General features: G+C 47.4%; 17 protein-coding genes and 1 pseudogene. 12 read left to right on the plus strand and 6 right to left on the minus strand.

Going from position 1 to position 17,790, the window contains the following annotated elements; genetic code table 11:
* The first annotated feature begins 650 nt into the window (after positions 1 to 650).
* Both A10D4_RS01055 and A10D4_RS01060 read left to right on the plus strand, forming a co-directional pair.
* Positions 651 to 1,406, plus strand: a complete 756-nt coding sequence (locus A10D4_RS01055; protein ID WP_008487167.1) for a hypothetical protein — start codon at positions 651 to 653, stop codon at positions 1,404 to 1,406.
* A gap of 251 nt (positions 1,407 to 1,657) precedes the next feature.
* Complete coding sequence (locus A10D4_RS01060) at positions 1,658 to 3,085, plus strand: P-loop ATPase, Sll1717 family (protein ID WP_008487169.1); 1,428 nt, start codon at positions 1,658 to 1,660, stop codon at positions 3,083 to 3,085.
* A gap of 168 nt (positions 3,086 to 3,253) precedes the next feature.
* On the opposite strand, the pseudogene A10D4_RS14305 reads toward A10D4_RS01060, so the two are convergent.
* The 3 genes and pseudogenes from A10D4_RS14305 to A10D4_RS01075 all read right to left on the minus strand — a co-directional run.
* Positions 3,254 to 3,542 (minus strand): annotated as a pseudogene (locus A10D4_RS14305) (IS256 family transposase); the annotation flags it as partial.
* A gap of 91 nt (positions 3,543 to 3,633) precedes the next feature.
* On the minus strand, positions 3,634 to 5,016 hold the full coding sequence (locus A10D4_RS01070; protein WP_008487171.1) for a gluzincin family metallopeptidase: 1,383 nt from the start codon (positions 5,014 to 5,016) through the stop codon (positions 3,634 to 3,636).
* Between the two features lie 119 nt (positions 5,017 to 5,135).
* Positions 5,136 to 5,864, minus strand: coding sequence for a hypothetical protein (locus A10D4_RS01075; protein ID WP_008487172.1), 729 nt, complete (start codon positions 5,862 to 5,864; stop codon positions 5,136 to 5,138).
* 175 nt (positions 5,865 to 6,039) lie between these two features.
* On the opposite strand from A10D4_RS01075, the gene A10D4_RS01080 reads away from it, so the two are divergent.
* From A10D4_RS01080 to A10D4_RS01110, 8 genes are all read left to right on the plus strand, one after another.
* Positions 6,040 to 8,190: a TonB-dependent siderophore receptor gene (locus A10D4_RS01080; RefSeq protein ID WP_008487173.1), complete on the plus strand. Its 2,151-nt coding sequence runs from the start codon at positions 6,040 to 6,042 to the stop codon at positions 8,188 to 8,190.
* A gap of 104 nt (positions 8,191 to 8,294) precedes the next feature.
* Positions 8,295 to 8,558 (plus strand): DksA/TraR family C4-type zinc finger protein, encoded by a 264-nt coding sequence (locus A10D4_RS01085; RefSeq protein ID WP_008487174.1) that lies wholly within the window; start codon positions 8,295 to 8,297, stop codon positions 8,556 to 8,558.
* Positions 8,559 to 8,764: 206 nt separating this feature from the next.
* Positions 8,765 to 8,935 (plus strand): hypothetical protein, encoded by a 171-nt coding sequence (locus A10D4_RS14160; protein WP_008487175.1) that lies wholly within the window; start codon positions 8,765 to 8,767, stop codon positions 8,933 to 8,935.
* Positions 8,936 to 9,064: 129 nt separating this feature from the next.
* Positions 9,065 to 10,105 (plus strand): MvdC/MvdD family ATP grasp protein, encoded by a 1,041-nt coding sequence (locus tag A10D4_RS01090; protein ID WP_008487177.1) that lies wholly within the window; start codon positions 9,065 to 9,067, stop codon positions 10,103 to 10,105.
* Entirely contained in the window at positions 10,099 to 11,034 is a 936-nt protein-coding gene (locus A10D4_RS01095) for an SDH family Clp fold serine proteinase (protein WP_008487178.1), read from the plus strand. The genes A10D4_RS01090 and A10D4_RS01095 overlap by 7 nt, the downstream gene beginning before the upstream one ends.
* Positions 11,031 to 11,591: a MauE/DoxX family redox-associated membrane protein gene (locus A10D4_RS01100; RefSeq protein WP_008487179.1), complete on the plus strand. Its 561-nt coding sequence runs from the start codon at positions 11,031 to 11,033 to the stop codon at positions 11,589 to 11,591. Before A10D4_RS01095 ends, A10D4_RS01100 begins: the two co-directional genes overlap by 4 nt.
* Positions 11,588 to 12,184: a hypothetical protein gene (locus A10D4_RS01105; protein WP_008487180.1), complete on the plus strand. Its 597-nt coding sequence runs from the start codon at positions 11,588 to 11,590 to the stop codon at positions 12,182 to 12,184. Before A10D4_RS01100 ends, A10D4_RS01105 begins: the two co-directional genes overlap by 4 nt.
* A 25-nt stretch (positions 12,185 to 12,209) precedes the next feature.
* The gene (locus tag A10D4_RS01110) at positions 12,210 to 13,931 is read left to right on the plus strand and encodes an ABC transporter ATP-binding protein (RefSeq protein ID WP_040502213.1); all 1,722 of its coding nucleotides are present in this window, start codon (positions 12,210 to 12,212) and stop codon (positions 13,929 to 13,931) included.
* Here A10D4_RS01110 and A10D4_RS01115 read toward each other — a convergent pair.
* On the minus strand, positions 13,928 to 14,236 hold the full coding sequence (locus A10D4_RS01115; RefSeq protein WP_008487182.1) for a hypothetical protein: 309 nt from the start codon (positions 14,234 to 14,236) through the stop codon (positions 13,928 to 13,930). The two genes, A10D4_RS01110 and A10D4_RS01115, sit on opposite strands and share 4 nt — an antisense overlap.
* Before the next feature lie 160 nt (positions 14,237 to 14,396).
* Between A10D4_RS01115 and A10D4_RS01120 the strand changes: the two genes are divergently transcribed.
* Complete coding sequence (locus A10D4_RS01120; protein ID WP_008487183.1) at positions 14,397 to 14,822, plus strand: MAPEG family protein; 426 nt, start codon at positions 14,397 to 14,399, stop codon at positions 14,820 to 14,822.
* A gap of 100 nt (positions 14,823 to 14,922) precedes the next feature.
* On the opposite strand, the gene A10D4_RS01125 is transcribed toward A10D4_RS01120, so the two are convergent.
* The gene (locus A10D4_RS01125; RefSeq protein WP_008487186.1) at positions 14,923 to 15,243 is read right to left on the minus strand and encodes a hypothetical protein; all 321 of its coding nucleotides are present in this window, start codon (positions 15,241 to 15,243) and stop codon (positions 14,923 to 14,925) included.
* Positions 15,244 to 15,428: 185 nt separating this feature from the next.
* Here A10D4_RS01125 and A10D4_RS01130 point away from each other — a divergent pair, with 185 nt between their 5' ends.
* A complete protein-coding gene (locus tag A10D4_RS01130; RefSeq protein WP_008487187.1) occupies positions 15,429 to 15,761 on the plus strand; it encodes a DMT family transporter in 333 nt (110 codons plus the stop codon).
* Positions 15,762 to 15,885: 124 nt separating this feature from the next.
* On the opposite strand, the gene A10D4_RS01135 is transcribed toward A10D4_RS01130, so the two are convergent.
* Entirely contained in the window at positions 15,886 to 17,751 is a 1,866-nt protein-coding gene (locus tag A10D4_RS01135; protein ID WP_008487188.1) for a S8 family peptidase, read from the minus strand.
* Positions 17,752 to 17,790: the final 39 nt, after the last annotated feature.

Here is a 17,790-nt window from a genome sequence, read left to right on the forward strand (position 1 = left end):
CAACAATTAAGGTTGTGAACGCATAGATAAAAAAGCTAGGCAGTTATGGTTAATGCCAGTCAGTTAAAAGCTGACTGGCATTTTTCTTCTCACTGGATATTTCTTAGGTTTTCGTTGACCAGAGCACTACTAAGTCTGACAACTACCAGCGCAATCGCTTAGTCGATTTACAGTCATTTAGAGTCATATAGCTCACCGTGTTTGGGTGACTCCTTTGTACATGAAGCTGTTCCTCAGAATTCTAGCCCCTAAAATCGGTAGTGCGTAAATTGCGGTCACCAGCCGATGGTACATATGGATGAGGGCGAATCGCTCATAGGCGACTTCGCAGCCCTCACTTTCATTTCATCAAGCATGCTAAATATACTTTAAGCCATATGTTTTGGAATGACTGAGAATTCTCATTAAATGCACTTACATAAGATAAATACCACTTAACTTATTGTATCTACGGTTCTTTATAATAAGCGGGAAGCGTTATTACTGATACTTCACTGCAACACTCATATAATTTATTGGAAACTACCCCATAATCCAGTGTAAGGTATTATTGTTATGAATAAATTATGTATGGAATTCAGGGATGAGGAAGACAGAGTGTTACTGTGAATTCTCGATCGTCAGATGTTAGAACTACTCAAGGAGATTTCGTGTACGACGCACATTCATTAAGTGGAATAATAAAAAAGATTGGTTCTGACCTCCCTCGGCGCGTTGAATATTTGAAGAAGGAACCCATTCTCACTATCGGCTATATGACATTTTTAGATATGAATACTCCAACTCGATATCAAACTGTAAGAGTTGAAGAATCTCGCAATTCAAAACTTGTTGGAATATTGTTGGCTCATCCAAAATCAGCAATATCTAAAAGTGAAATAGTTAGTCATCTGAACTACTTTCATCATCGCTCAGGCGAAGCTATTGATTTCTTTTGCGTGGGTTATGGTTCCTATTGGCCAGAAAATCATTACCCCGATCAAGACTCAACGGCAAGAATAGATGGGGTTGATTGGTTTTTTAGCGAAAAAGCATTTGCCGACGTAATTCATGAGATTGAATCTGAATCTAAATGGCAATATAGCGGAGAAGCAGAGTTGTTGATTATTTCCGCTAGGAGGCAGAAGGATGGAAATACCTCAATGGATTACTCTTCTGCAATCGTGTGTAACCTTGAAGCAATGCAGAAAGACCAGGCTTTCACTTCAGTACGTTCATTTTTTGAGGATATATTCAGGTTCGCTAAAAAGAGTAGCTGCTCGGATGAAGCCTGGGGTCTTAGCGATCAGCAGGGTTTAAGGGTTGGTCAATCCGCCATTAAGGATGCTGTACTTTCATTGCTCCCAAAAAACCTTAGAGACTCATACAAAAAGGCAGAGTATTTTGCAGTGCGAAATATCGCGTAACTGCTCTAACAAACGCATGTTGTCGAACTGGTTTTACGCTGCGCTCCAAACCAGCCGCAAATGTGAGCGTCGGCTGCCTGCTGTTCGTCTTTCGATGCCAGCCAAAGCTGGCTGTAGGTCAACTGTGTACGTATAGCGGACGTCTAGTTTCTTTCTCTTGAAAACTAAGCTAATGGTTTTTCATAGGAAACAGGTGTTATATGAAGTTTCGCTTATTAGGTGTTAAGTACATAATAATTTAAGGACGATAGATGGAAATGTTAAAGGAAATTAGTGAATGGAAACTTGATGCAAAGTTCGAAGACTCAGGAAGATATTTCTTTCACGATAAAGATGTCTCTGCAATTGAGGCTGGTAAGTACTCATATGTGATAGGTAGAAAGGGTGTCGGAAAGACAGCAATATCCCAAAATATTTTCAGCAAGAATTCTCATGACGTATTTTGCGAGAAACTCACTTTTAAAAACTTTCCATTCAACTCACTATATGAGTTAAATGACGAAGACTATACCCAACCTAACCAGTACATAACGTTATGGAAATACCTTATTTACAGTTCTATATGTAGGATGTTCGTAAGAAACGAAGCTGTAGATAATGAGGTCAGATTGGAGCTTGAGAAGATTTATGGAAGTGTAGAGCCTATCAATAATCTGAGGCGAATAATCAAAAAATGGGTAGCTAACGAATGGAGTGTAAAATTCCTAGGCCTAGGCGGTAAAGTTAAACTTTCCGAAGATAACGGAGATCAAACTTGGATAGAAAAAGTCGATGTATTAGAGGACGTAATCAGTCGCTACATTGATGAAGCGAACTACTATATCGTATTTGATGAGTTAGACGAAGACTATAGTAGTATTATAAAAACAGGGGGCCAATCAAACTACCTTTCGTTAATAACTAGCTTGTTTAAAGCGGTTCAAGATATTAAGTCTATTTTCCCTAGCGAGTCTAGTGGCGTCAAACCTGTTGTTTTTCTTCGGGATGATATTTACGACTTGCTTACAGACTCAGACAAAACTAAATGGAATGACTTTCGTTTAGATCTCGACTGGGATAAAAACACGATTAAAGATCTGATAGCTTTTAGGTTGACTAGGGCGAAATATCGAGCATCTGAACCTCTCTCTTTTAAACAAGCATGGGCACTCGCATTTAGTCCGGAAAAAATTGAGTACGGGAACAGACAGAAAAAACAGACAGATGTGTATACCTATATCGCAAAAAGTACCCAGTTAAGGCCTCGTGACTTTGTTCGGTACCTACAGGTCTGTGCTAAGGAAGCAGTATCTGAGAGAAGAACAAAGATAGGGCCTGATATCGTCAAAAAGGTAGATAAGGCGTTCTCCAATTACCTTAAAGAAGAGTTGATCGATGAAATCCATGGGGTTTTGCCTGATATAAAAGAAATTCTGATGGTTATTTCAGAAATAAGAAAGCAGAATTTCACGATTGAAGAGTTCAAAGAACAATACTCAAGGGCAGTAGAAACTGGAACCGTAACGACAAAAAATGCAGAATTAGCCTTAAAGATACTCTTTCACTTTAGCGTAGTTGGTAATGAACCAAGGCAAAGGCAACTAAGCTTTTTTCGATATCAAAACAAAGAGAGTCGAATCAATTTTAACGAGCGCTTGGTCGTACATCGAGGTTTGTTTAAAGCATTACAAATACTATAGAGTTAACAAGTTTATCAACTGTTACTCAAGCAAAATTGGCTGGGGTTAGACCTTCTTTTTGGTACTTCGCCCCGCGCACACTGCGACCGGTCATAAAGGCACAGAATGTCTGCTCATTGTCTTCAGCGGCACATAGAGAGTGTTCAATATTATATGCCAGCCAAATTCTCATAAGCCTATATGATCATCCAGTCGGCCTTCGAAGTGGATGGTCAGCTGCGGCAGCGGCAGGCTTCAATGTTGTACAGGATGCGACCAGCGTGCCTAGAGGCTTTTGGCATACCCGAGTAGAGTCGCTTGAGCAAGCTGTTCTCGATGGCAAAATCGCTTTTGGTTTTAATGAGCTTACGGAATTGGCGGCGCACCGCTTCAACAGCACTGGTCGGGTGCGCAGGTAGTTGGAGTATTTGAACTACGCTGATAACGTCAACCATTTGCTGCGCCGGGACTTAATGACTGGATGTGGCTTGATATCAGCGACATCCACACAGGCGTGGTCGTTAATGCCCGTGCTAACTTCGAATACGAAGCCTTATCGTTTTTGCTGACTATTGTCGTGACAGCTCATCCAGCGATTCGGGTATCTGAACGTCTGATAAGTACTGCGTTTTTATCGTATTTAACTGCTCATCGTTGTCTAACACACGCCCGAGGGTGCTGATTAGAAACTCATAGTCGGTTGAGTCAGTATCGGCGGTTAGCAGCTCGGTCATCCAAGCGTACATGTTGTCTTCGCCGATTTCTTGTTCGACCATTAGCCAGATGATGGGGGAATAGGTATAGACATAGCGGTTTCTGTTGCCGTAATCGGCTGGCGATGTGATGTGGCTAATGGCTGGCAAATCGACGTCGCGCAGAGCGTTGAGCTTTTCTTCGACCATGGCTGCATAGCGTTCTTCACTGACCAGTGCTTTGGTGATTTTCATCGCTAAGTACTCTGAAAAAGACTCCATGATCATGTCGCCTAACGCGGAGTTAAACATGCGATAATTGGCAAAGTAATAATGTGCCAGTTCGTGCGCATAGAAGGGTTGGAAGAAGTTTGATTTTTCCGCGTCGATAAAGTCGGCGAACCCGCTTTGCGCATGGGTGATATAGACCACCGCTGGATAGGAAACAAACAACCAGTTCTTCTTTTTCGCGACCGGTGTGGTACGAATAAGCACCGGTTTTTCCCCATAAGGGATGTTTAATTGGTTTTCATAAAATTCCACAAAGGCAGCGCTCATGCTGGCGAACTCAGTCACTTGTTCGGCAGAGAGGTTGGTGTTTAAAAAGAGGCTGCCGCGCGCTTCGGTAATGTCATAGTCTCCGGCGAAGAGCATTAACGAGGTTGGCATGTTACTGCTGAATTGGCCGCTCTGATCGGCAATTGGCTGACTGCCGTTGACATAAATCGATTGGCAGTCGGAACAGTTAATGCTGATGTCATAGCTTATTTTGTCGTAATAAACATCATTATCCACGTCGTACAACACGGGATACCAGGCCGCTTGTAAGCCGTCGGCTCTGACGGTTTTTCCATTAAAGGCAATATTGCCTTTCCAATCGCCATGATCGCTGGCTTTACTCATATCTGCGATCACCGGGTATTTGCCCGTGTATTTAAAACTTAACGTTTCAGGCAGGAACTTGGCGTCGCCAGTCTCATCAGGCAGGTAGTAACCGAAGCTTTCGTTAGAATAGGTCGCGTTGTATGCTTTTTTGTAATCGTAGTTAACGCTCTCCTGCTCATTTCTCAGGTATTCAATGTTCATTCCCGAGTTGATCAGAATTAGATAGTTTTCGATTGGCGGGATGTCGCTCAATTGAAAATCGGCATCTATGGTGCCTTGTTTTACCGAAAGGGTCATGGAGCCTTTTAACGTGGGGGTTTTAGCAAGCGCTAACGACGACAATAGCGCAGCAATAATAGCCAGTGTGTATTTCATGGGAGTCCTTGGTAAATTAAGGCTTGAGCCAATTGTTAATACTGATTTAACAATTGATAGACCTTACCTGCTGCCAGCATTTTTATCAAGGAATATAGGCAGATCAAAGGCTTAGCTTTTTAAGCGTCGTATTTCTCTGCCTTGCGTCTTAACTGCGAAGTGATATTGTCGGTAAGCTCCAACCAGCTAAAGGTTTTGCCCCAAGTTTTTTTAAAGCCGGCGTCTCCGGCTGATTGTTCAACCAGTTCACGAAGGTCGAAAACGTCGGCAAAGTTGCTGTCATTGACGTTGTATGTGCCCCAGCCTTTATACTCGACCTGACTGTGTTTTAAGTAGTTCTCTTGGAACTGTCGAGCACCCTCGACGAATTCTTCATTGCTGTTTAAGCGCTCGCTTAAATAAGATTTTTGCTGCTCGCTGATCTTGCCGGTCACGGCAAGGTTGCCATCGCTGTCGATAGCGATGCCCCAACCACGATGCAGTAAATCGGGTTGTTCTTTACCGATTTGTGTCATGATGGCACTGAATTGGTTGAACATGCGCTCGACCGCTTTAGGCACACTGCCGCCGGGCAGATATAGGTTGCCGGTCGCCAGCGCTAAACGGTGCATGGATTCGTCGATCAAGGTTTGTAGCGGTTGCGTCAGTTGTTGCTGACTAGCGCTAATGGTTAGCGTTTTATTGTAGGTATCGTTAACGGGTGCGTTTATGGGCGTTTGATGATACTGGTCGACGGTTAGCGATTGCTGAGTCGAGCTTAATTGAGCTTGACTATTTTTAGCATTATCCGGCTTGCTCAGCGCGCCTAACGGCGTTTGAATCGAACTGTCATTATGGGGTATTTTCATCCGCTCAGTTCCTTGTGCCAGCGAATCATCATTATTGCGATAACGCTTATATCGGCAGCAAGGCGATAAACTTCAATAGGGGCTGTCTTCGGCCTTGCCGTCTATCAATGGAGTTGTTGTAAGTTATGTTATAAAGTATCATCCCTGCCTTCGATCCCCACGCCCAGTAAAAGACATGAAAAAGTTGTTTGTGTATTCAATCGCTATTGTTTCGAGCGGAGTCTTGGCGCAAGTCACAGCGCACGAATTAACGCAGGAACTAACGCAAGAACCCGTTGATTCTCCCCAACAAGTTAACGCAGAAATTGAGCGTATCGAAGTGGTGCAACATCGCCAGCCCTACCGCGGTAATGTGCCATTGGTGAAAACCCCGCAGGCGATTGACAGAATTAATGCAGATCAATTGAATAATGAAGGCATCACTCAGTTTATTGATGCATTAGATTTTTCACCCAGCGTGGTCAGACAAAATAACTTGGGTGGTATGTTCGATAGTTTTGCGGTGCGCGGCTTTGCCGGCGATGAGAATAATCCCACGGGTTACTTGATAAATGGTTTTAACCTACGCGGTTACAGTGGTACTCGTAGCACTGTCAATATTCAAACTATCGAAGTCATGAAAGGGCCGGGCTCGGCACTATACGGGCAGGGTGAACCCGGCGGTACCATTAATATCATTACTAAAAAACCACGCTTTGATGAGCAAGGTTATATCCAAGGCACCTTGGGTAATTATGATAAGCAACAACTAGAATTTGATTATACCAATGCCATTAACAGTGTTAGCGCTTTTCGTATTAACGGTTCGTACGAAGACTCTGATAGCTATCGCGACCACGTTTTCTTTAAAAAATACAATTTACATCCGTCGTTGATATGGAATATTTCTGCTTCGACCAAGCTAAGCTACGAACTGGAAGTGCTTGATCAAGAAAAGCCGCTGGATCGCGGGGTTTATGTGCTCAATAACGATTTTGATGCGGTCGAGCCGGACGCTTTTTATGGCGATATTCGCGACGGCGCGCACGAAGTCAAAGCGCTGGGACATCAGTTAGTCATTAATCACGCTATAAACTCAAGCTGGCACCTATTAGGTGGCTTCGCCTATCGTGATTCTTCATTTGCAGGCGTGTCTTCAGACACCGAACTCTCGGACGGACGACAGTTGCTTTACAGCGACCCTGATATGTTATCCAGACAGCGCCGTGAGCGTGATTATCAGGCGCGCGACTTATCGACGCGATTTGAATTAAGTGGTGATTTTCAGTTGGCTGGTTTTGCTAATCACCTGTTAATGGGCCTGGATTATTACAATTATCACCTTGATACCGATTATCGTGTTTGGAGAACCGCGTGGGGCGCAGGTGATACCACTTACAGTATTGACCCTCATAACCCTGACTACAGCATTCCACGTCCACAGGTATTGCCAAAAACGTTAACCTTTGAAAAGCAAGAGGGCTTGGGCTTTTATGCTCAAGATCTGATTGATGTGACTGAGAAATCTAAACTGCTGGTCGGCTTTCGGGTGGATAAGTTTGAGCAGCATATTTTCAATAAAGAGAACGACGTTACACAGAGTCAGGAGCAAACGCAGTTCACCCCGCGCGTCGGCTTTGTTCATCAATTGACTGATAAGTTCAACTTGTATACCAGTTACGCCGAGGGCTTTAGACCCAACCCGGGCTTAGATGCCGATCGCAACGCCTTCGACCCAGAACAAACCCGGTCGTTCGAAGTGGGCGCTAAGTGGCAAAATGTCGCCGACCGATTGTCTGGCAGTGTGGCGATATTTGATGCTGAAAAAACCAATATGCTGACAGCAGAGCCAAATACCGGCTTTTCGGCGACCTTGGGAGAAGTGAAAAGTCGCGGTGTCGAGTTGCAACTTAACACCGAGTTAACCGATAACACCAGCGTTGACTTGGGGTATGCCTACACCGACGCCGAAACCGCAAATGAAATGGTCAACTCTGACTGGGGCGTCGCCATTCCTAAAGGCTCGCGTTTGATCAATATCGCTAAGCATTCGGGCTATGTCTCGTTAAATCACTACACTCAGTTGCTGACCAAAAACGCGTTCTTCGCGGCCACCGTCCGCTACGTCGGTGATCGTCTGGGTGAGACAACCGATCCTAATTATATTTTACCGTCTTATACCTTGGTGAATTTAGCGGCATCGATTGAACTCAGTCCTCAACTCAGCTTGAAGTTCGACGTGAATAACTTATTTGATGAAGAATATTTTGAAAGCTCTTATCACAAGTTGTGGACAATGCCCGGCTCACCCGTTAACTACAGTGTCAGTTTGAAGTATCAGTTTTAACGATTTTATCCAACGCTGCTTGTCGGCAACCATCGTTAACGTCACTGAATTTTTACTTGTCACTAACGTCCAATGATTAAGTCAGCAAATTTAAGGAGTTCGCGATGGCCGGAGGTTGGGCGAAAGACGGTGCGGTGCAGGAGCAAATCGATGCCAGTATTGAGGATGCGGTAGAGCAAGCGCGCGGTAACCTAAAACACGGTGACAGCTTAACGCATTGCGAAGAATGTGGTGAGCCGATCCCTGAAGCGCGTCGTCGTGCCGCGCCGGGTGTACGTTATTGTATTGATTGCCAGCAGGCGTTGGAGCAGAAAAACAGTAACTCCAGCATTAACCGGCGAGGCAGTAAGGACAGTCAATTGCGTTGATGGCAGCAAGTTTAACTGTTCACTAAACGGTACTCACTCATAGGTGCCAACCAGTCATTAATCGTGATTAATTGTTGTTTTTTCGTTGTAAATGCAAAAGGGCTTTGCTATAGATTAGGCGAAGCCTTTGCGAAGTTGGTTGGTACAGAGACTTCCTATTATGTTTGAAATTTTCTAATTTTCTTTTCGATATAGGAACTAACCCCATGAAACAGAACAAAAAATTATTCGCTTTCAAACTGGCCGAGAAAAAACAGGCAACTCAAATGAAAAGCCAAAAACAGTTTAAAGCGCGCGAAGGTGTGGCTTTAGCGGGTTGCACCGATCCATCAGGCAACTTTAATGTGCGTTACGACGATAACGGCATGTACTGCTAAGCGATTACCGTTAAAACCCCGGTGCTAACCGGGGTTTTTAATACTGGCGCGGTCGCCAGTGTGGTACCGCTTGTCGCTCGAAAGTATTTGGCTAATCAACTAATAACGATAACCATAAAGACGCCGCTAATGAGCCAAAAACGTATCTTGATCGTCAGTCATGCTGACGATTTACACGTCGATGTATTATCCACAAAACTGCTCGCGAAAGGGCACAGCCCCTTCATCTTGAAGCTCGATCAGTTCCCACGCGATTACCAATTTACCCAGACCTATAGCCAGCGGCGCTGGCGAACCGAATTGCTGCACTTGCCCAGTGGTGAGTGTTTAACCAGTGAGCAGATTGGCTCGGTTTGGTTACGTAAAAAGGCACCTTATGCCTATCTGACCGATGAGCTTAGTGCGCAAGAACAGGCTTTTGCTGACAAGGAAACCACACATACGCTGTTTGGTTTCCTCTACGGCTTAAACCATTGCTACTGGATGAATCACCCATTGGCGGCGCGTCATGCGGCCTTTAAAGGCGAGCAGTTGCAGCGGGCGGTGGCGATGGGGTTCGATATTCCGCCGTCGATCATTAGTAACGATCCGAGCGCGGTGCAGAGTTTTCAACAACAGCTACGTTCGCCAATGGTATTCAAAGCCATGTCCTCGTCGATGTTGGCGGCCGAGCAAGTAGCTGCTGATGAACGCGATACCTATGGTGTACACACCACCATTATCGACGCTGATGATGAGCAAGCACTTGAGGCGGTGGCGTTGCTGCCGTGTCATTTTCAGGGCTATGTCGATAAGGCTTATGAAGTGCGTGCCACGGTGATTGGCGATAAATTATTTGCGGCGCGCATCGATTCGCAGGCTGATCCTCGTACACGTGTTGATTACCGCGATTTTAGCGCTGACATTCCTTATACGGCGATAACGTTGCCAGCGGCAGTGGAAAAACGTTGTTTGGCGTTTGTACATAGTTACGGCCTCAGCTACGGCGCACTAGACTTAATGGTTACGGCACAAGACGACTATATATTTTTAGAAAATAACCCGGGTGGGCAGTTTTGGTTTATCGAGCAATTGGTGCCGCAGCTGACCATGATGGAACATTTGGCGGACTGTTTAATTGCCGGTTTGCAAGCCGACGCAGGCGCAACGGCTAAGGCGGTGTCATGGTAACGCCAACATTTATTGCTCAGCAGCCGCTGCAAAAGCTACAACAAGCGCTGCAACAGCAGCGCCAACAACGGTCCGAGCAAACACTGCGCGGCGATAGTCGGGTGTTGCTGTTAGCCGCCAGTCAACTGAGCATCGAACTGTTACCGGCCTTGCATCAGGCGTTAGCAAGCTTGCCCGTCGGCGACCATTTGGATGTGGTGATTTATAGTCGTGGCGGGGTGGTTAATGGCGTCCGGCGGTTAGCGCTGTTATTGCATGAATACGCCGAAAAGCTGACCTTTATTGTGCCGCATTACTGTGAATCGTCGGCGACACTGTTGTGCTTAAGCGGGCAGCAATTGATCGCCGGGCCGTTATCGATTTTTTCGCCAATCGATCCGCAGTTACAAGCCGAGTCTGCCGCAGACGGTATGCCGTCGAGTATATCGGCGCAGGATTTACGACTGTTTCCTGAAGCATTAAGCGACTGGTTTCAATTGGCCGATGAGGATGCCGTATCTTTTGCCGTGCAGCAACTGGCACAGAGTATTTTTCCTACCACTTTGACTTCGTTTTACCGCGCCAACCAAGAGCAACAAATGATAGCGCGGCAGTTACTTGAACGTAGCGGTAGCACGTTAAGCAAGCAGCAACAGCATGCCATTGTCGAGCAGCTAGTGCAGGGCTATCACTCGCACAGTTACGCCATTACCGACAGCGAACTGGCCGCTTTAGGCTTACCGGTCGTTCGCGATACGGCGATTTATAGTCAAGCGTTGGATATCGCCGACCAGGTTCGTGCGCATTTAGGTGCTGGCGCGCGTAGTGACGCGCAGCAACCCTGGTGTGACGCGATCATTGCCAGCTGCACGTTGCAACACAGTCGCTGGCATCAGCCCGATGCTTTGCAACCGCAGTGGCAAACGTTAAGGGCGGATGCAGCGCAATGAGTTTCGCTCTGTTTTGTCATTATCTATTGGCGTGGGTGCTGGCGATTGCGGCGCTACAAAAGTGCCGGAGTTGGCGCCAGTTCGTGGCTAACCTTCAGCAGTTGTTGCCGATGCCTTATACGCTAGCGGCGCTATTTAGTGCGCTGTTGATCGCTACTGAGGTGTTGTTGGCGATAATGCTGTGGTTGCCGGGGGCGTGGTGGAATTTCAGTGCTGGCTTAACGCTAGTACTGTTTATTGGTTTTAGCGGCTTTATCATCTGGCTGTTGCGCAGTGGACGCCGTTTTAGTTGCCAGTGTTTTGGCCATTCGCAACAGCCGCTAGGCAAAGCGGACCTTTATCGCAGTGTGCTATTGCTGGCGCTAGCAATAGCCATGTTGAGTGTCGAGCAAGCGGCGTTAGTGGCGTTTAGTGTGGCCGCCAGCGGGGTTGAGCAACTACTGTTAATCAGTTGCGCGCTGTTATGGGCGCTGCAGCTTATCGCGTTACCGCAGTGGTGGTCATGGTTTACCGACGCTGATGCCGTGGCGGACGATAAAGCAGGAGAGCATCAATGACTATCACCGAGCTATGTTTATGCTTGCTGACACTGGCGTTGTTGTTCAACTTTGTTTTGCTGTGGCGTGTTATCTCGGCGCCTGCAGCACGCCAAGACAGCGCTTCTAGCCAACCGCTGACGCTAGCGATTGGTAGCACTGTGATGGCAGTAAGTGCGTACCGTCGTGCCGCCGTCAACGCCGCTCCCCATGCTGATGCTTTTGCAAAACAGGCGCTGGTCAGCTTGCCGTCAACGCCCACCTTGGTGGTGTTTTTATCGGCTCGCTGTCATAGCTGTCGTGGCAAAGTGCCACAATTACAACAGTTATTAGCGGCAATACAAGCGGTCGAGTTAAGCTTTTGGTTGGTGGTTATCGAAGCGCATGACGACGCCGCTGATTTTTTGCGCGATAGCCCGCTTTGGCCTTATGTGATGAGTATGCCGCCCGAGGTTATCAAATATTTAAACCCGCGCACTGCGTCGCCGTTTTACTTGATGCTTAACGAGCAACGCCAATTGCAGGCCAGCGGTATGCTGGATGATGCCGACTGGCAAAGTTTTGTCGAGCAAATGCAGGCGGTAGATGCTGAGCTATCGCAACCGTCGCAGTGACTGCCCTGAGTATGAGCGTGCCCCAATGACGTCAAAAAACCAGACAACATCGGCCTTCAGTCCGTCTTTTAGGCAGCCGTTAACGCTATTGATACCCTGCTGGCGGCGGCTGTTGTTGGGCTTATTGATGATGTTGATCACGGTGGTGATTCAGCTCAGTATTCCGCGCGCGATAGCCTATTTTATCGATCATGCGGTACGTGTCGATGACCGTGATTGGTTGAGCTGGGCGGGCTGGTTGATGGTGGCAGTACTCGTAGTCCATGCTGGCGCCACCGCAATGCGCCTGTACTTATTTGAATCGGCTGGCGCAACAATGGTGACGGCATTACGTCAACGCCTGTATCAGCGCCTATTGGGGCAGTCTATTAGCTTTTATGACCAACACCGTATCGGCGACCTCAGTAACCGTTTATCGGCTGACGTTGAACAGCTAAAAGACACCCTCACCATGGGCTTTGCCATTGCTTTACGGGCGGCGTTAACTTGTGTCGGTGGCGCGGTATTGCTGCTGCTGTTGTCGCCGGCGTTAAGCCTGTTAATGCTGGTCATTGTGCCATTGTCGTTTTATGCCGCGCGCTTTACCGGTAAAAAGCTAAGAGGCAAATCACGCGACGTGCAACAACAGTTGGCCGATTGTAATCAGCTGGCGCAAGAGAGTTTTGCCAATATCCGTTTGATCCACGCTTTTAATCAGCAACGTTCGGCACAGCAGCGCTATCGACAAGCGACCGATGATGCCAAGCAGTCTGCCATCGCTAGCTCGCGTTTATTGGCGAGTTATCAGGGCGTGACCACTTTTATTCAGTATTTGGTGCTGTTAGTCACGTTATGGTTCGGCGGGCAATTGGTATTAGCTCAACAATTGAGCATTGGCGAGTTGACCAGCTTCATTTTATACGCGGCGATGGTGGCGATGTCGGCGACCGGGGTGAGCTGGTTTTGGGGGGAGTGGATGAAAGCCATGGGCGCCACCGAGCGAGTTTTTCAGTTGTTAGCGCAGGCACCGGCGCAGCCGCTAGCAGCGCCAGCAGACGACCAGCACACGCCAGCAACGCCAATCAGCGGTGATATTCGTTTTCATAATGTCAGTTTTTGTTATCCTTCGCGGCCCGAGGTGGCCGCGCTGACGCAGCTTAACTTGCATATCAAAGCCGGCGAGCGGGTGGCGTTGGTGGGGGCGTCGGGGGCTGGCAAATCGACTATCGCCAGTTTATTGCTGGGCTTTTATCAACCTGCTAGCGGGCAGATATATTTTGACGATATCGACGCTGCGACGATGCCACTGGCGCAGCGTCGTCAACAGTTAGCGATTGTTGAACAAGAGCCGAGTCTGTTTTCCGGTACGGTGATGGATAACCTGCGTTTTGCCGTGGCGGCCAGTGACCGTATGTCGGTGAGTGATGAGGAGATTATTGCTGCGGCAAAACGTGCCAATGCACACGAGTTTATTCAGCGACTACCGGCTGGTTATGACACCCATCTTGGTGACCGTGGTTTGCAGTTATCCGGTGGTCAGAAACAGCGTATTGCCATCGCCCGGGCGATATTACGTGATGCCCGCATTCTGATTTTGGATGAAGCGACCAGCGCGCTAGATGAAAGTAATGAAAACCAAATTCAGCAGGCGCTGAATGAGCTTATGGCCGGACGTACCACCATCATTATTAGCCATCGTGCAGCCACCATTGCTCAGGCCGAGCGGGTCGTGCATTTACGCGCTGGGCAAGTGGTGCCCGCCACTTAAACTGCCGCAGCGAATAACATGCCGCCGTTATTAAAGCGCTGGTTATCCGCCAAGATGCGCTCGACCATGTCGCTGTAACTCGCGACTTGGTATTGGTTAAAGCCGATACCGTGTCCTTCAACGCAATAGCCCATCGGTGTTTGGTCAAACATTAAAGTGGCAGCATAGTCCCAATTAGGCGCTTGATCGCCGCTTGGCAATTGCCCGAGCACGACGAAATACAAGCGGTATTGCTTTGCCTGGCTTGCCCATTCGGCAAGTAATGCGCTATTAATGTGGTCAGGCTGGAGTTGGGTTATTGACATAAGAGACCTCCCTGGTCCGGTATAGCCGGGTAACTGACAGCTACCGTTTGCTAAGAAAAACGATAAAAACTGATCGTATATGAGCGAATGTACTTATTAATCACTGTAAGCTCATCATAATCATTTTGCAGCCTGATTAACTATTAAAGGAAGGATAACCATGAATTTAGCAATGGCTTACTATGGTACGCTATTTTGGATGGCGGTGATTATTTTAACGGTATTGGTGCAAGCGATGATTGCTGGGCGAGCGAAGGCCATGCAATCGGACGCGATTCCGGGCCAACCGCCGCGCGAAATGAGTCATCATAATTTCGTTTTCCGGGCGTGGCGTACACATCAAAACTCGTTAGAAAACCTAAGCCCGATGTTAGGCAGTATTGTCTTGGCTATTTTAGTCGCGGCGCCGCCATTTTGGGTGATGATACTAACCGCTGTGATGGCTGTTAGCCGCATTATTCACATGTTGTTGTATTACCAAATCGCGACCGAAAAGAATCCTAGCCCACGCAGTTATTTCTTTTTGATCGCTTATTTAGCCAACGTCGCGCTGGTGATTCTATCGTTAGTCACCTTGTTAGCTTGATCGGTGCCAAAGAAAGTAAGCGACCGCTAGCGCTAAACTAGCGGTCTTTGATAGCTATCAAGTAATTCGTCAAGACACAGACTGCAGTGTATCAGGCTGTCTAATGGCTTAGGTTGTACAGCTGGTTAAGGTTTAATAAGTGGCGACCAAAGATACAGCGATTGTCAATGTCGATCACTACGACCAGATAGACATTTTCCATACCAGCATTAATTAACACATGCTGATGCGTTTGCTGCGGATTTTCATAAACATATTCGGTATCCCACGCACCGGTGTCGACTTCCGCGTACTCATCGGCTAAAACCTGTGTCAGATAGGGCCAAATATCGACAATTTTTTCGGCACTGTCGCTGATATCTCGCATTGGTATCGAAAATGTGCGATTAAATTCGGTGCTGCTTAGGCGGTTTTGGCGCATTAATAACCCTAATACTGTTATCTACTTTGATGCCGAGTTTATCCTAAATTTTGGCTCGGATCTTAAGCATTATATTGCACATACTTTGTGATAATTAACAAGACTGATAATTACCTTCAATTTTTCTTAAAATGACTCCTCAGTCAAATTCGATTCAATTTGCCCTCTGGTAATAAAGAGATTTTATGAAAAACTGGATATTTTTAAGCATTGCCATAGTTGGCGAGGTGATTGCAACTACAGCATTAAAATCCACGCATGGGTTTACTAAACTAATTCCGTCTATTGTTGTTTTATTGGGTTATGCAATTTCATTCTACTTTTTATCGTTATCACTTAAATCGATACCAGTAGGAATTGCATACGCTGTATGGGCAGGTCTAGGTGTTGTACTGGTTACTTTTATAGCGTGGCTTATTTACGGACAAAAAATGGATGTTTGGAGCTTCGTGGGTGTAGGTTTAATAATTGCTGGCGTTGCAATCCTTAACTTGCTTTCAAAAGTAAGTGTTCATTAAATGCTCCTTTAAAAAGGCTTATCTGTATAGCTCAGCTACTCTAGCTATAAAAAAAGCCTGCAAGTGCGGCCACTTGCAGGCTTAAACAACCATTGCTCAGGCAATGGTACAGGCAACCATAAAACTATGGATTATAGGTCGCGTTCAGGGTGACACCGCTGAAGCTGCTATAAGCGCGCAGACTAATGTGCCAAGTGGTTGCGGCGGGGTTGCTGAAATTACAGCTTTCGTTGTTGCCGACTAAATAAGGGCGGCAATCCCAGCTACCAGTGGTGGGTTGTGCACCTTCGCGAACATACAAGTCGGCATCACCGCTACCGCCAGAAATGCTTACGCTCAGGCTAGACATACCAGCAGGTACTTCCAGCGTGTAATGAACCCATTGACCCGTTGAGGCAGAGATGTTGTTGACGGTGCCGCCACCGCCTTCACCGCCGCCACCGTTATCGCCACCGCCATTTAGCGCTAAGTCAACGGCTGCCGCTGCGTCGGCAATACCGACACCACAACCGCTACAAGATGCTGGGAAGCTGCGAGCTGATTGCTTGATGACTTGTTCAACACCGGCAGGGCTTAGTGTCGGATCAGCCTCCAAAATCAACGCCGCTAGACCTGCCACATGCGGTGCTGCCATCGACGTACCTTGCAGATAGGTATAGGTATCTGAGCCCGGTGTGGTAGAGCCGGTATTGTGGGTCGATAACACCCCGTTAGGATCGTTGGCGTAAGATTGCGCACCACCCGGTGCGGCAACGTCTACTGAGCTACCATAGTTAGAGTAATAAGCACGGCCACCATTACGGTTAACCGATGCGACGTTAACGACGTTAGCACAGTTACCCGGGTTAAAGTTGTTAGCGTTAGCGTTGCTATTACCAGCGGCGATAACGACCGTGGTATTGTTACTTTGTGCGATGTTTAGTGCCGCTTGAGTCGTGCTAGAGCACGAGCCCTGACCGCCCAAACTCATGTTAATGACATCTGCTGGGTTGGCGTTAGCAGGCACACCCGGTACGCTGCCGCCCGATGCCCAGATGATACCGTCGGCGATATCGGCGGTGGTACCACCACACTTGCCGAGTACCCGCACCGGCACAACTTTAGCGCCGTACGCAACACCCGCGACACCACTGTTGTTATTGGTGACGGCCGCGATAGTACCGGCTACGTGAGTACCGTGCCAGCTAGAGCCTTGATCCGAAGGCGGATAACCACCGCCACACTCACCGGCCTGGATCCAGTCACCCGGATCACGCGCGTCGCTGTCACGACCATTGCCATCATTGCCGATAAACGGATCAGAGATCATGTCGTAGCCGGGTAAGATATTAGCGGCTAAGTCGGCATGAGGACGGTAACCGGTGTCTAATACCGCCACTACGCGACCAGAACCGTCTACATCGTTCCAAGCGTTAGGCAGGTTCAAGCCACCCAAGTTTTCATAGTAATGCCATTGATCGCTATAATCCGGATCATTCGGCGTGGCGACCAAGCGCAAGATTTTGTTTTCTTCAACATATTCGACGTTTGGATCGGCTGCCAGGCGGCGCATTAACTCTTCTTTCTCGATGTCATCAAGCTGTTTATCAGCGTTGAAAACAAAGTGTTTTTCTAACGCCATATCGCGCTGGAACTGTACATTTTTGCCGACTCGTTGGGATAACTCTTGGGCGAAGGTACGCATTTGTGTAGCAACCGCGGCTTGACGATCAAGCGGCATCATCGATTGCAAACCTTGCAATTGACTGACCTGAGTTGAACCGTCTTTTAGCTTAACGATAAAGCCGGTTTTTGGACCTTTCTGCTGGCTGGTATTGCCGCCGCTGTTACCCGGTTGGCCGGGAATAATGTTGCTTGGCGGTTGTGGTAATGTCACGTTGCCAACATCGCCTAAGTCAACTTTAGGCGCTGCGCTAACGGCTGCACTGGCGGCCAATAGCATTGATACAGCAACGGCTGACAACTTCACTTTCATGTGTTGTTTAGTCATGTTGTTTCTCTCTGAGTGTTGAGTTCCATTGACAATTCA

This window comes from Idiomarina xiamenensis 10-D-4, from assembly GCF_000299895.1.
GTDB classification, from domain to species: Bacteria; Pseudomonadota; Gammaproteobacteria; order Enterobacterales; family Alteromonadaceae; genus Idiomarina; species Idiomarina xiamenensis.